The organism is Nonomuraea sp. NPDC050328 (assembly GCF_044459405.1).
GTDB lineage: Bacteria > Actinomycetota > Actinomycetes > Streptosporangiales > Streptosporangiaceae > Nonomuraea.
This window is the reverse complement of record NZ_JBITIW010000004.1, coordinates 245,173-258,699: the sequence shown is the minus strand read 5'-3', so window position 1 is coordinate 258,699 and position 13,527 is coordinate 245,173. Positions and strand designations below refer to the sequence as shown.

The 13,527-nt window shown below is 70.2% G+C and carries 14 protein-coding genes; 11 read left to right on the top strand and 3 right to left on the bottom strand.

The features are described from left to right. Positions 1 to 4: 4 nt before the first annotated feature. From ACIBG7_RS17455 to ACIBG7_RS17415, 9 genes are all read left to right on the top strand, one after another. A complete protein-coding gene (locus ACIBG7_RS17455; protein ID WP_357928847.1) occupies positions 5 to 892 on the top strand; it encodes a sugar ABC transporter permease in 888 nt (295 codons plus the stop codon). 20 nt (positions 893 to 912) lie between these two features. Continuing rightward, the gene (locus ACIBG7_RS17450; protein WP_397336855.1) at positions 913 to 1,722 is read left to right on the top strand and encodes a carbohydrate ABC transporter permease; all 810 of its coding nucleotides are present in this window, start codon (positions 913 to 915) and stop codon (positions 1,720 to 1,722) included. A gap of 11 nt (positions 1,723 to 1,733) precedes the next feature. Continuing rightward, positions 1,734 to 2,570 (top strand): sugar phosphate isomerase/epimerase family protein, encoded by an 837-nt coding sequence (locus ACIBG7_RS17445; RefSeq protein WP_397336854.1) that lies wholly within the window; start codon positions 1,734 to 1,736, stop codon positions 2,568 to 2,570. Positions 2,571 to 2,662: 92 nt separating this feature from the next. Next, on the top strand, positions 2,663 to 3,646 hold the full coding sequence (locus tag ACIBG7_RS17440) for an aldo/keto reductase (RefSeq protein ID WP_397336853.1): 984 nt from the start codon (positions 2,663 to 2,665) through the stop codon (positions 3,644 to 3,646). Between the two features lie 968 nt (positions 3,647 to 4,614). After that, positions 4,615 to 4,950, top strand: coding sequence for a PadR family transcriptional regulator (locus ACIBG7_RS17435; RefSeq protein ID WP_397336852.1), 336 nt, complete (start codon positions 4,615 to 4,617; stop codon positions 4,948 to 4,950). Next, complete coding sequence (locus ACIBG7_RS17430; protein ID WP_357928833.1) at positions 4,947 to 5,339, top strand: DUF1048 domain-containing protein; 393 nt, start codon at positions 4,947 to 4,949, stop codon at positions 5,337 to 5,339. The genes ACIBG7_RS17435 and ACIBG7_RS17430 overlap by 4 nt, the downstream gene beginning before the upstream one ends. A 49-nt stretch (positions 5,340 to 5,388) precedes the next feature. After that, positions 5,389 to 6,168: an ATP-binding cassette domain-containing protein gene (locus ACIBG7_RS17425; protein WP_357928830.1), complete on the top strand. Its 780-nt coding sequence runs from the start codon at positions 5,389 to 5,391 to the stop codon at positions 6,166 to 6,168. Continuing rightward, on the top strand, positions 6,168 to 6,929 hold the full coding sequence (locus tag ACIBG7_RS17420; protein WP_357928827.1) for an ABC transporter permease: 762 nt from the start codon (positions 6,168 to 6,170) through the stop codon (positions 6,927 to 6,929). Before ACIBG7_RS17425 ends, ACIBG7_RS17420 begins: the two co-directional genes overlap by 1 nt. A gap of 97 nt (positions 6,930 to 7,026) precedes the next feature. Beyond that, on the top strand, positions 7,027 to 8,205 hold the full coding sequence (locus ACIBG7_RS17415; RefSeq protein ID WP_397337125.1) for a cytochrome P450: 1,179 nt from the start codon (positions 7,027 to 7,029) through the stop codon (positions 8,203 to 8,205). Between the two features lie 2 nt (positions 8,206 to 8,207). On the opposite strand, the gene ACIBG7_RS17410 is transcribed toward ACIBG7_RS17415, so the two are convergent. Further along, on the bottom strand, positions 8,208 to 9,062 hold the full coding sequence (locus ACIBG7_RS17410; protein WP_397336851.1) for a helix-turn-helix domain-containing protein: 855 nt from the start codon (positions 9,060 to 9,062) through the stop codon (positions 8,208 to 8,210). Between the two features lie 89 nt (positions 9,063 to 9,151). Between ACIBG7_RS17410 and ACIBG7_RS17405 the strand changes: the two genes are divergently transcribed. After that, on the top strand, positions 9,152 to 10,030 hold the full coding sequence (locus tag ACIBG7_RS17405; RefSeq protein WP_397336850.1) for a phytanoyl-CoA dioxygenase family protein: 879 nt from the start codon (positions 9,152 to 9,154) through the stop codon (positions 10,028 to 10,030). Positions 10,031 to 10,032: 2 nt separating this feature from the next. Here ACIBG7_RS17405 and ACIBG7_RS17400 read toward each other — a convergent pair whose 3' ends face one another. After that, positions 10,033 to 10,752, bottom strand: coding sequence for a MerR family transcriptional regulator (locus tag ACIBG7_RS17400; RefSeq protein ID WP_357928816.1), 720 nt, complete (start codon positions 10,750 to 10,752; stop codon positions 10,033 to 10,035). Positions 10,753 to 10,786: 34 nt separating this feature from the next. Beyond that, entirely contained in the window at positions 10,787 to 12,211 is a 1,425-nt protein-coding gene (locus ACIBG7_RS17395; RefSeq protein ID WP_397336849.1) for a serine hydrolase domain-containing protein, read from the bottom strand. Between the two features lie 172 nt (positions 12,212 to 12,383). On the opposite strand from ACIBG7_RS17395, the gene ACIBG7_RS17390 reads away from it, so the two are divergent. Next, positions 12,384 to 13,526: a DUF418 domain-containing protein gene (locus ACIBG7_RS17390; protein WP_397336848.1), complete on the top strand. Its 1,143-nt coding sequence runs from the start codon at positions 12,384 to 12,386 to the stop codon at positions 13,524 to 13,526. The last annotated feature ends 1 nt before the right edge of the window (position 13,527 follow it).

The following is a 13,527-nucleotide window of genomic DNA, read 5'->3' as shown; positions in this document are numbered from 1 at the left end:
TCCGGTGCGCGCCATCGTCCAGCGGACGCTCGGGCTCGCGTGGGTCGTCCCCGCCCTCGTGCTCGTCGGGGTGTTCGTCTACCTGCCGCTCGTGCAGAACTTCGGGTTCAGCGCGCTCAAGTGGGACATCTACAGCGGGGACCAGGAGTTCGTCGGGCTCGACAACTACACCAAGCTCCTCGACGACCCGATCTTCTGGTCCTCGTTCGGGAACAACCTGCTCTACGCGGTGGTCTCGATCGTCTTCCAGGTCTTCGGCGCGCTGCTGCTGGCCGCGCTCATCGAGAGCGTCCGCAGCGACCGGTGGCGGCGCAGCCTCAGGGCGATCTACTTCCTCCCGTCGGCGATCTCGCTGACGGTCGCCGGCCTGCTCTTCTACTTCATCTACGAGCCGAACCTCGGCCCGCTCAACCACGCGCTCGAGGCGGTGGGGCTCGGGCTGTTCGACCAGTCGTGGCTGGGCCAGGAGAGCACCGCGATGTTCGCGATCATCGCGATGAGCCAGTGGCAGGGCTTCGGCTACTCCACCCTGCTGTTCGCCGTCGCGATCCAGCGCATCCCCTCCGAGCTGTACGGCGCCGCCGCCATCGACGGCACCGGGCCGATCCGCCGTTTCGTCCACGTCACCGTTCCCCTGGTGCGCGAGATGACCGGGCTCATGACGATGGTGACCATCTCAGGGGCTTTCCAGGTGTTCAACGAGGTCATGGTCATGACCAGCGGAGGACCGAACAACTCGACGCAGGTCATGGGCACGTGGCTCTACCGCAGCGGGTTCGTCCGCAACAACTTCGGCTACGCCGCGGCCATCGCGACGGTGATCTTCGTGGTCACGCTCGGCATCGCCATGGCGCAGCTGTGGGTCACTCGCAGACGAAGGGTGGAATGGTGAAGCGCCTGAGCTTCCTCGGCGTGATCGCACGCGTTTTCCTGTGGGCCTTCCTCCTCGGCCTCGCGGTGATCGTGCTCTACCCGCTGCTGTGGATGGCGCTCAACGGGTTCAAGACCAACGCCGAGCTGTTTGGCAACCCGTTCGCCCTGCCCGTCGACTGGAGCTTCACGAACTACCAGAAGGCATGGAACAGGGGGGTGAACGACTACCTCACCACCAGCGTGCTGGTCACGGTGACCTCCACGATCGCCACGGTCTTCATCAGCGCGTGGGCCGCCTACGGCCTCACCAGGGTCACCATCCCCTTCAACAAGTCGATCACCGCGCTGATCCTCGGCGGGCTCATGCTCGCGCCGACCGTGGCGCTCGTGCCGCTGGTGAAGATGTTCCAGGCGATGGGGCTGTACAACAGCTTCTGGGCGCTGCTCATCCTGTACACCGCCTTCCGCGTGCCGTTCACCACCTTCCTCATCCGCGCCTACATGATCGACCTCCCGCGCGAGGTCGACGAGGCCGCCGAGATGGACGGCGCGGGCCGGTGGACCGCCTTCTGGCGCATCATCCTGCCGATGAGCAAACCGATCATCACCTCGACGGTCCTGCTGCACGTCCTGTTCGCCTGGAACGAGTACCTCTTCGCGATGGTGTTCACCAGCGGCAGCGGTGTGCAGACCCTTCCCGTGGGTCTGACCAGCCTGATGAGCAAGCACGGCACGGAGTATCCCGTCGTCTTCGCCGGCATGGTGATCGCGGCCGTCCCCGTGGTGCTGCTCTTCATCTTCGGCCAGCGTTACATCGTCAAAGGTCTCGCCGACGGCATCGGCAAGTGACGGAGCTCGCCATGACACTCTCACTCCAGCGGCTCACCGGCTCGAACTTCGCCTACCACTTGCTGCCGTTCGAGCGCTTCCTCGACGACGCCGCCGAGCTGGGCCGCGAGAAGCTGGAGCTGTGGGGCATCGCGCCGCAGTTCCACATCCCGCAGGTGAGCGACGCCGAGGCGCGGGCCGTACGGCGAAGCGCGCAGGCGCGCGGGCTCAGCGTGCACTGCCTCACGCCCGAGCAGGTGATGTACCCGGTCAACGTGGCCTCGCCCGTCACCTGGCTGCGCGCGGCGAGCATCGCCATGTTCCGCCGCGCCGCCGAACTGGCCGCGGAGCTCGGAGCGGAGCTGCTCCTGCTGACCCCGGGCCGCGGCTTCGAGGACGAGCCTCCGCAGGCGGCATGGCGCCGCTCCGTGGACGCGATCGGCGAGATCGCCGCCTACGCGGGGAGCCTCGGGGTGACCTGCGTGGTGGAGCCGCTGCAGCGGGTGGAGTCGAACCTCGTCAACGACTCGCGGACGCTGGCCAGGATGCTCGACGAGATCGGCTCGGCGAACGTCGGCGCCGTGCTCGACACGGTCGGCATGGCGGTGGCCGGCGAGAGCGTCGACGACTACTTCGACTCTCTCGGCGACAGGGTGCGCCACGTACATCTCATCGACGGCAGCCCCGCGGGCCACCTGGCGTGGGGCGACGGCGAGCTCCCGCTCGCCGACTACCTGGCCGCGCTGGAGCGCAGAGGGTACGGCGGGAGCATGACCTTCGAGCTCTTCGGCGACGGCGCCTACGCGTTCGACCCCAGGCCCGTCGTGGAGCGCTGCCTGTCGGCGGTGACCTCCGCGCTGCCGGCATAGGGCAGGAGGCGGCCGGCGGCGGGGCCGCGCCCTGACAGGTCGATCGGCATGGCCATTGGACAGCCCGTCACCGGGCCCACGATGCTGAGGGCATGGAGCAGCGGATCATCGGCAGGACCGGCCGGCGGGTGTCGGTCATCGGGCTGGGCACGTGGCAGCTCGGCGCGGACTGGGGCGAGGTGGAGGAGAAGGACGCGCTGGCTCTCCTCGACACGGCCGTCGAGGAGGGAGTGACCTTCTTCGACACCGCCGACGTGTACGGCGACGGCCGCAGCGAGCAGTTGATCGGCGCCTACCTGCGCGAGCGCCCCGACGCCGACGTCGTGGTCGCCACCAAGATGGGCCGCAGGGCGGCGCTCGACCCCGCCCACTACACCCTCGACAACTTCCGCGCCTGGACCGACAGGTCCCGCGCCAACCTCGGGACGGACCGTCTCGACCTGGTGCAGCTGCACTGCCCGCCCACCCCGGTCTACTCCTCCGACGCGGTCTTCGACGCGCTGGACACCCTGGTCGAGGAGGGCAGGATCGCCGCCTACGGGGTGAGCGTGGAGAGCTGTGAGGAGGCGCTGACCGCGATCGCGCGGCCGGGCACGGCCAGCGTGCAGATCATCTTCAACGTGTTCAGGCTCAAGCCGATCGAGCGGGTACTGCCCGCCGCGGCCGAGGCGGGGGTGGGGATCATCGCCCGCGTGCCGCTGGCCTCGGGGCTGCTGTCCGGCGCGTACACCAAGGACACCGTCTTCGCCGCCGACGACCACCGCACCTACAACCGGCACGGCGAGTCGTTCGACCAGGGCGAGACGTTCTCCGGCGTGGACTTCGCGACCGGCGTCGAGGCGGCCGTGGAGTTCTCCGCGCTGGCCCCCGAAGGCGCCACGCCCGCGCAGACCGCGCTGCGCTGGATCATCCAGCAGCCTGGCGTGACCACGGTCATCCCTGGCGCCCGTTCACCCGAGCAGGCCAGGGCCAACGCGGCGGCCGCCGCACTGGCTCCTCTGCCCGAGGCGACGCTGCGGGCCGTACGGGAGATCTATGACGGGCGGATCCGCGCACAGGTGCACCACCGCTGGTAGCCGCTCACGCCCGCCGGGGTTCGGTAGTTCTTCCGCCTCCCCGGAGCTGAGGGGCGGTGCTCTGCTTGGGGGCCGGCCGAGGAGGGGGTTGTGGTGACACGGGTGCCGGGGGCGCGGGAGGAGTTGGATCGGGCTCGGGATTGGCTCTGCGGGCAGGTGCGGGGGCTGGTTGCGGAGGTTTCGGGGGATCCGGGGGCGCGGGTTCGGGTGCCGGAGCAGCCGGAGATCGGGGCCTGGGAGGAGAGCGGGGAGGCGCTTCGGTTCCAGTACTCGCTGCATGTGCAGGGGGTGGTGGCCAGGGCCGGAGTTGGGGATCTGGTCGCCGCGGTCGAGGGGTGGTTGGGGGCGGCGGGGTGGGTGGTTTCGCGGGTGGTGCCTGAGCGGCCGCCGCATCCGTGGAGCGTGGAGGCCGAGGCCGGCACGGGGGACACGGGGTGGCGGCTGCGGGTGAGTGGGCGGGGAGAGTCCGTGGCGGTGTGGGGGTGTACGCCGACGGTGGCGCTGCATGAGCCGCGGAGTGATGAGCCGGAGCCGCCGGGGTGCCCGGGGTGTGGGCAGGGGTTGCGGTGGGTGCCGCTGGCGAACGGGCGGGCGCGGCGGCGGGGTGGGACGGCGCGGCGGCTCAGGCCTGAGGTGTGGTGGGTTTGTTCGGGGTGCGGGTGGGTTGGGGTGCAGGCGCATGAGGGTGAAGAACTGCGGGTGATGCGGTACCTGCAGGAGGACGGGGACTGCTACCGGTGCGGGGAAGAGCAGGTTCTTGTCGCCGGCGAGGCCGTCATGGATGAGGAGGGGATGCTTCGGGACTGGGTGGTGTGCATGAGCTGCGGGGTGAGTAACGGCCGGCGGTGGGATCCCCGGCGAGGGGTGGGCTGAGGGTCGGGGAGCGCCGGTATTTGGTGTTGCTAGGTACTGGTAGTCGGTGTTACTTTGTAGTGGTACCTAGCGACACCGAATAGGCGGGTGCCCTCGTGGGTAAGCAGTTGACCGAGATGCTCAAGGGCACGCTGGAAGGCATCGTGCTGGCGATCCTGGCCGTCCGGCCCGCGTATGGGTACGAGATCACGGCCCGGTTGCGGGAGCAGGGGTTCGTCGAGATCGCGGAGGGGACGATCTACGCCCTCCTTGTCCGGATCGAGCAGCGCGGGCTGGTGGACGTGGAGAGGGTGACCTCCGAGAAGGGGCCGCCGCGGAAGGTGTACTCGCTCAACACCGAGGGGCGGGCGGCACTTGATGAGTTCTGGGCGAACTGGAACTTCCTTGCCGAACGCATCGGACAGCTTCATGAAGGGGACAGCCGGAGATGACCACCGAGCCGAACGAGAAGAAGAGCTCGTTGCGCCACTACCTGGAGAAGGTCACGGGGCCGCTGGAGGACAAGAAGCGGTACCGGAACTACCGGGCGCGGGTGCAGCGGTTGCCGGCGGAGTATCGGGCCGCGGTCGAGGCGCTGCAGCGGTACATGACGCAGTTCGGGCCGACCGACGACGCCGAGAGCCTGCTGCAGATGCTGGACGACCTTGTGGAGTTGTTCGAGCAGAGTGCGGCGGATCGGACGCCGCTGCGGGTTGTGGTCGGGCATGACCCGGCGGAGTTCGCCGAGGCGTTCCTGAACAACTACGCGGGCGGGGGCTGGGTCAGTCGCGAGCGGGACCGGCTCAACCAGGCGATCGAGGAAGCAGCAGGCGATCAGTAAGCCGTACAGCCAAGACAGACAGCACGGATGAGAGAGACGGGACTCCCCCATGACCACCCTCCAAGCGCACGCCCCGGCGATTCACGTCAAGGGGCTGCGCAAGTCGTACAAAGACCTGCAAGTACTGCGCGGCGTCGACTTCGACGTGGCGCGGGGCAGCATCTTCGCCCTGCTCGGCTCCAACGGGGCCGGCAAGACCACGGCGGTGAAGATCCTGTCCACCCTGCTCAAGGCCGACGCGGGTACGGCCAGCGTCAACGGGTTCGACGTCGCGAAGAAGGCGGCGGACGTGCGTGAGTCGATCAGCCTGACCGGCCAGTTCGCGGCGGTGGACGAGGTGCTGAGCGGGCGGGAGAACCTGATGCTGGTGGCTCGGCTGCGGCATCTGAAGGATCCGGGCCGGATCGCGGACGACCTGCTCGCGCGCTTCTCGCTGACCGAGGCGGGCGGGCGGCGGGTGGGGACGTACTCGGGCGGCATGCGCCGCCGGCTCGACATCGCGATGAGCCTGATCGGCGACCCGCCGGTCATCTTCCTCGACGAGCCGACCACCGGCCTCGACCCCCAGGCCCGCATCGAGGTCTGGGACGCGGTCAAGGAGCTCGCCGGACGCGGCACCACGGTGCTGCTGACCACGCAGTACCTCGACGAGGCCGAGCAGCTCGCGGATCGCATCGCGATCCTGCACGAGGGCCGGATCATCGTCAACGGCACCCTCGCCGAACTGAAGCAGCTCCTCCCCCCGGCCAAGGTCGAGTACGTGGAGAAGCAGCCCACCCTCGAAGACGTCTTCCTCTCCCTCGTCGGCACCCCCGGAAAGGCCTCCTGATGTCCAGGCACTTCTTCAGCGACACGACCGCCCTGCTGGGCCGGTCGTTGCGGCACATCATGCGCAGCCCCGACACGATCATCACGACGACGATCATGCCGATCGCGTTCCTGCTGCTGTTCGTGTACGTGTTCGGCGGGGCGATCAAGACCGGCTCGGGGGCGTACGTCGACTACCTGCTGCCGGGCATCCTGCTCATCACGGTCGCCTCGGGCGTGGCCTACACGGCCTACCGGCTCTTCCTCGACATGAAGGGCGGCATCTTCGAGCGGTTCCAGTCGATGCCGATCGCCCGCTCGTCGGTGTTGTGGGCGCACGTGCTGACCTCGGTGGTCGCCAACGTGATCTCGCTGGTGGTGGTCGTGCTGGTCGCGCTGCTGATGGGGTTCCGCTCGGGGGCGGGCGTGCTGGCCTGGCTGGCGGTCGCGGGGATCATGTTGCTGTTCACGCTGGCGCTGACCTGGCTGGCGATCATTCCGGGGCTGACCGCTAAGACGGTCGAGGGGGCGAGCGCGTTCTCCTACCCGCTCATCTTCCTGCCCTTCCTGAGCTCGGCCTTCGTCCCCACCGACAGCATGTCCGGGCCGGTGCGCTTCTTCGCCGAGCACCAGCCGGTGACCGCGATCGTGAACGCGATCCGGGCGCTGTTCGACCAGCAGCCGGTCGGGACCGACATCTGGATCGCGCTCGCCTGGTGTGTCGGGCTCCTGGTCGTGGTGTTCGGCTTCGCGATGCGGATCTACCGCCGCAAGGTGTCCTGACCCCCTGCCTTTTCGGAAAAGCGGATCCCTGAGTCCCATCGAGTAATATCGCGATTGGAGCACGCTCGTGAGCGAAGCCGTCCACACCCTCGCCGCCATGCCGACCGCGCGCCGCGCCGGCTGTCCCTTCGACCCGCCCGCTGAGCTCCTCGAAGCCCGTGAGCACAGCCCGATCAGCCGCCTGAGGTTCCCCGACGGGCACGAAGGCTGGGTGGTCACCGGCTACGACCTGATCAGGTCCGTCCTGGTGGACACGCGGTTCAGCTCGCGCAAGGAGCTCATGCGGCACCACCCGCTCATCGACTACGGCGACATCGAGGTACCGCCCGCGCCGCCCGGCGAGTTCCTGCTGATGGACGACCCCAGGCACAGCAGGTACCGCAAGCCGCTGGCGGGCCGGTTCACCGCCCGGCGGATGCGGCTGCTGGCCGAGCGCATCGAGGAGATCACCACCCAGCACCTCGACGCCCTGGAGCAGGCCGGGCCGGGCTCCGACCTGGTGGCCGCCTTCGCCAAGCCGATCCCGGCCATGGTCATCTGCGAACTGCTCGGCGTGCCGTACGAGGATCGGGGACGGTTCCAGAGCCAGGTCGAGTCCTTCCTGAGCGGGGAGACCGACGACGAGACGTTGATCGCGGCCTACGTCGCGACCCAGGAGTACCTCGCCGAACTGGTCGCGGCCAAGCGCGCCAATCCCACCGACGACATCCTCAGCGAGCTCACCGAGACCGACCTCGACGACGAGGAACTGCGCGGGGTCGCGCTGATCCTGCTCGCGGCCGGGTTCGACACCACCGCCAACACGCTCGCGCTCGGCACGTACGCGCTGCTGCGCAACCCGGAGCAGTTGGCCGCGCTGCGCGCCGAGCCCGAGCTGGCCGACACGGCTGTGGAGGAGTTGCTGCGTTACCTGACCGTCGCCAGGTCCTCTCAGCGGGTGGCTCTGGAGGATGTCGAGCTCGGCGGTCAGCTCATCGAGGCGGGGACGATGGTCATCCTGTCCTACAACACCGCGAACCGGGACCCTGAGCGGTTCAGCGATCCGCACCGGCTGGACGTGCGGCGGCAGGAGGGCGGGCATCTGGCCTTCGGGCACGGGATCCACCTGTGCCTGGGGGCGCAGCTCGCCCGGGTGGAGATGCGGATCGCGCTGCCGGCGTTGTTCGACCGGTTTCCGACGTTGCGGCTGGCCGTACCGGAGGAGGAGATCGCGCTTCGGCCGGAGTTCGCGGACATCTACGGGGTCAAGAGCCTGCCGGTGGCCTGGGACGTCTGAGGTCAGAGGGTCTGCTGGCGGCGGAAGGCGGTCGGGGTGACGCCGGTCCAGCGGGTGAAGGCCCTGGTGAAGTAGGACGGGTCGGGGTAGCCGACCGCGCCGGCCACCTGGGCGATGGGGAGGTCGGTTCCGGCCAGGAGGGACTTGGCGCGGTCGAGCCGGAGCCGGGTGAGGTAGTCGGTGGGGGTCGAGCCGGTGAGGCGGCGGACCGCGGTGGCTAGGGTGTCGCGGGAGACCGAGAGCTCGCGGGCTACGGCGGCCATGCTGACGGGGCGGGCGGCGTCGCGGGCGAGGATCTCCAGAGCGCGCCGCCCGATGTCCCGCCGGGTATGGGAAAGCACCGACAAACCGGCGGACGCGGCGGAGCCGGGGTAGGTCTCGCTGCCGACGGTGGTGATCAGGGTGTGCAGGGCGGCGACCCCGGACACGTGGCGGGCGAGGGTGTCGGGCTGTCCGGCCAGGTCGAGGAGCCGGTCGAAGGCGGCCTCCGTCTCCCGCCGGTCGACCGGGACGACCAGGGCGGGGCCGCCGCCGAGGTAACCGAGGTCCTCGTAGCGGCCCGCGGCGGGTCCCTCGAACAGCACCCAGCGCTCCGACCAGCCCGACGGCCCGGGGCCGTAGGTGTGCGGGATGCCGGGCGGCAGCCAGAAGAACGAGCCCGCCGTCACCGGCTGCCCGGGCCGTCCCCCGAGGGCGACCCGGCCGGACCCCTCGGTGACGAACACCCCGGCGTACCCGGTCAGCACGCGTCCGGTCTGGCTCGCGCGCTGGCCGGTGATCCAGCCGACGCCGGTGACGGCCAGGCCCAGGGCGAGGACCTCGGTGGGCGGGGTGAGGTAGTGGGCGACGGCGGCCACGAGTTGTGCTCCCCTGGTCGACAGGAGTCCTGATTCCAGCGGATTCAGTCCATGGCCTGGTGATCGGCCCAGGCTGAAGGATGATTCGCATGCACGATAGCCGACTTGCCGCTTCGACAGGAGTCCTGACCTCCAACGGGTACCGGCTCGATCCACGCCGGCTGGGCCGCCTGGAGCCGGTGGCCGACCGCACTGACCTCGCCGCCCTGCGCGCCCGGTTCCGGCGCGACGGGTACCTGTTCCTGCCGGGGTTCTTCGACCGGGAGACCGTCCTCGGGTTCCGGCGGCACTACTTCACCCGGCTGGCGTCCAGCGGGCTGACCAGGCCGGGGACCGACCCGGGTGAGGGGATCGCGGCGGCGTCCGGGGCGGTCGACCGGGAGGTGCTGCGGCGGGTGCTGTTCGGGGAGCTCGTTCCGGGGCCGGAGTACGAGGCGCTGTGCCGCGATCCCCGGCTGGTGGCCTTTCACCGGTGGTTTCTGGGCGCCGACGAGCTGCATCTGCACCGGCGGAAGATCATCCGGCACGTCGGTCCCGGCGAGTCGGGGATCGGCACCGCGACGCAGGCCCACTACGACCTGGTCTACCTGCGCGAGGGCAGTGACCAGGTGCTGTCGTCGTGGATCCCGCTGGGTGACATCCCGGTCAGTCGCGGGCCGCTGATCTACCTGGAGGGCAGCCATCACCGCGTGCTGGCGGAGGAGGCCGCCGGGACGTTGAAGCGCCCGGCCGCGTCCATGACCGCGGACCTGCCGGCCCTGGCTGAGCAGTACGACAGCAGGTGGCTTGTCACCGGTTTCGCGGCCGGGGATGTGATGATCCACAACGCGCACGTCATCCATGCCTCGCTGGACAACCACGACGCGGGCGGGGTGTTCCGCCTGTCCACCGACATCCGCTACCAGTCCGCCGCCGAGGCTGTCGACCGGCGCTGGCAGCAGCACTGGCACGACCGGGACGGGCTGTGAACTCACTCGTCGAGCAGGCGGGCGAGCCGGTCCCAGGCCGGAGAGGAGGCGCCGGGCTGGGTCTGGGCGGCCAGGCGGGCGACGGCCTCGTTGTGGACCGGCTGGGTCTCGGACTCGGAGGCGTGGCCGGTGAACCAGGCGCGGGTGCGGGCGGCGAGTTCGGGGAGCCGGGGGTCGTCCGGGTGCCAGTGGAAGGCGGCGTCGTGGTCGAGGTAGAGGGCGCGGAAGTCGGGGTCGTCGATCAGCCGGCGCTTCTCGGTGACCCAGCGGGCCGCGTCCTCGGGTGAGGCGTTCTGCATGAGGATCCAGCCGTCGCGTTCGACCTGGATGGCGCGTTCGCTGACGCCGAGGGCGCGGAGCTGGTCGAGGTAGTCGGCGACCTCGGGGGTGACGAAGAGGCGGTCGCCGCCGCGCAGCCGGGCCAGTTGCTCGCGGGCCCGGGCCAGCTCGGCCATGCGGTGCTGGATCTGCGCGTCGATCTCGGTGATGGCGGCGGCGAGGGTGTCGGGGTCGGCGTCGAGCAGTTCCTTGGCGCGGGCCAGGGGCACGCCGGCGTCGGCCAGGATCCTGATCTTGACGAGGGTGACGGCGTCCTGGGCGGTGTAGCGGCGGTAGCCGGAGGCGTCGCGCTCCGGCTCGGCGAACAGGCCGCGGTCGTGGTAGTGGCGGATCGCCTTGGCGGTCACTCCGGCGTAGTCCGCCAACTGGCCGATCGTGAACATGAGGGACATCCTTCCACCGGCGGAGGAGCGGGGGTCAGGCGCGGCGGGTGAGGCGGCCGCCGCCGTTGCGGAAGCGGGCCTGCCCGTCGCGGACGTCGTGGAAGGAGACCAGCAGCAGCCGCAGGTACCCGTCGAAGGACTCCAGCGGGTAGTCCGCCGGCGCGAACAGCCCCGGCCGGATGGGGACGTACCGCTGCGGCGGCCCGGAGATCGCGCCCCCGGCGAACTGAGTGAAGATGTGCTCCTGCGACGCGTCCGCCGGCTCGTAGACCGTCCGCTCCTCGAGCTGCCCGTCCACGATGCTCACCTCGATGCGGAGCTGGTCGGAGCGGTAGGTGCCGACGTACGGGGTGAGGTCGACGTCCTGCTCGACCTCGGTGATCAGCCTGGGGATCGCGACGCCCAGGTGCTCGGTCAGCAGCCACCGCAGGAGCTGGTCCTGGAGCAGCAGCGCCGCCGGGTTGTTGCCGAAGGCGACGAAGACCAGGTCGTGTTCGGGCAGCACGCACAGGATGGAGACCCCGCCGGGCGAGGCGCCCGACATGGCCAGGACGGTGGTCTCGCCGAACGGGTACAGGACCCAGCCCAGGCCCATGGGCGGCGAGTTGGGGATGTCCAGGTCGAAGGAGACCTGCTGCATCAGGGCCGTCGACTCGGCCGACAGGATGCGGGCGCCGGTCGGGGCCACGCCGCCGGCGAGGTGGGTGCGGCCGAAGGCGAGCAGGTCGGCGACGGTGCCGATCGGGGTGCCGCCCGCCGGTCCCCAGGTGTCGGGCAGGGTGAACAGGCCGGTCGGCCGGGCCGACATCGTCTCGACGTCCAGGAAGTGGCCGATCGCGGTGCTGCGCAGGATGGCCTCCTCCGCCGAGGTGCTGGAGTCCGTCATGCCGACCGGGCGGTAGATGTCGCGGGCGAGCAGTTCGGGGAAGGACAGGCCGGTCACCACTTCGAGCACGCGGCCGGCGACGATCATGCCGCCGTTGGAGTAGCTGAGCTGCTCGCCGGGCTCGAACAGGGCGCCGCTGGAGCGGGCCAGGCCGTGGACGTAGGCCTTCAGGGCGTCGCGGCCCTTGTCGGCCGGGAAGTACAGGTCGGCGTCGATGCCGTTGGTGTGCCCGATCAGGTGGCGCAGGAGGATCTTGTCCGCGACGCCCGGCTCGGTGAGCGCGAAGTCCGGCAGGTAGCGCACGACCGGCGCGTCCAGGTCGAGCACGCCACGCTCGACCTGCTGGAGGACGAGCGTGGTGGTGAGGACCTTGGTGACCGAGCCGAACAGGAAGCCGGTGTCCTGGAGCATCGGGGCGCCGGTGGTGACGTTGGCCAGGCCGTGGGCCACGACGACCTGCTCGCCGGCGTGGTAGAGGCCGGCGGCGAAGCCGGGGATGGCGTTGGCCTCGCAGCCGGCGGCGATCTGGTCCTGGAGGCGGGTGGCGGCGGTGTGGAGCGCGTTGTTCGTCATGGGGCAATCGTGCGAGGTTCCCCATGGGGGAAGGTCAAGCCCATTCGCCGGCATCCTCCGAATGGAGGATGGGCGGTGTCGTCCGTCCGCCGCCCAGGTGCGCACGGTCGCACGATTCGCCGGGAGGGGCCTCTCTTCCAGACTCGAGGAGACATCGAGTCGAGGAGAGAACATGGTTGCCACCCTGGGGTTGCGCCCGGTCGGCGAGGGCGAGCGGCAGCTCGCTCCCGACCTGGCCAGAGGGGCCATGCTGGCGTTGATCGCCGTGGCCAACTCCGCCGTCTACCTGTACGGCCGGCCGTACGGCATCCGGCAGCACATCGTCGAGCACGACCTTCCTGACCGGGTGGCCGCGACGCTGACCATGTCGCTGGTCGACGGGCGGGCCTACCCGATGTTCGCCGCGCTGTTCGGCTACGGGATGGTGCAGATCTGGAACCGGCGGCGCGACGACCTGGAGGGCCGGCGGGTGCTGAAGCGGCGCAGCCTGTGGCTGCTGCTGTTCGGCGCGGTCCACGCGTTACTGCTGTTCTCCGGGGACGTGCTCGGGGTCTACGGGCTGGTCGGGCTCGCGCTGGTCCGGTTGCTGCGGGTGCGCGACCGGACATTGCTGGTGCTCGGCGCGGTGTGGCTGGTCCCCGTCGCGTTGTTGTCCGCGCTGGCCTACAGCACGCCGGCCGGGTCGGGCGAGCGGAGCATCTTCTGGTCGCTCGCGGTCGAGGACCCGCTGACCGCGCTGGGGCTACGGCCGATCGAGTGGGTCATGACGCCGGTCGGCATGACCGGGGTGTTCACCGCCGCGCTGGTGGGCGTCTGGGCGGGGCGGCGGGAGCTGCTTGCCGTACCGGATGGTCTGGTACGGCGGGCCGCGCTGTGGGGGCCGCTGCTGGGCGTGGCCGGGGGGCTGCCGGTGGCGCTGGCCGCGACCAAGTTCGTGGACGTCACCGACCCCGGCGCGATCCTGGGGCTGAACGCGTTGCACGTGGTCACCGGGATCGCCGCCGGGCTGGGGTACGCGGCGGTGATCGGCCTGCTCGCGCAGCGGATCGGGGCCCGGCGCGGAGTGATCGTGACCGCGTTGTCGGCCTGCGGGCAGCGGTCGATGACGTGTTATCTTCTCCAGTCGGTGGTCTTTGTGGCGCTTTTGCCCCCTTATACGATCGGGCTCGGTGGCCGGTTGGGATCCGCCGCGACGGTCGCGCTCGCCCTCGGTACGTGGGCCGCGACGGTGGTGGCGGCCGAGGTCATGCGCCGGACGGGAGTGCGCGGACCGGCCGAGACGCTGCTGCGGCGCCTGACCTACCGGCGCAAGTGAG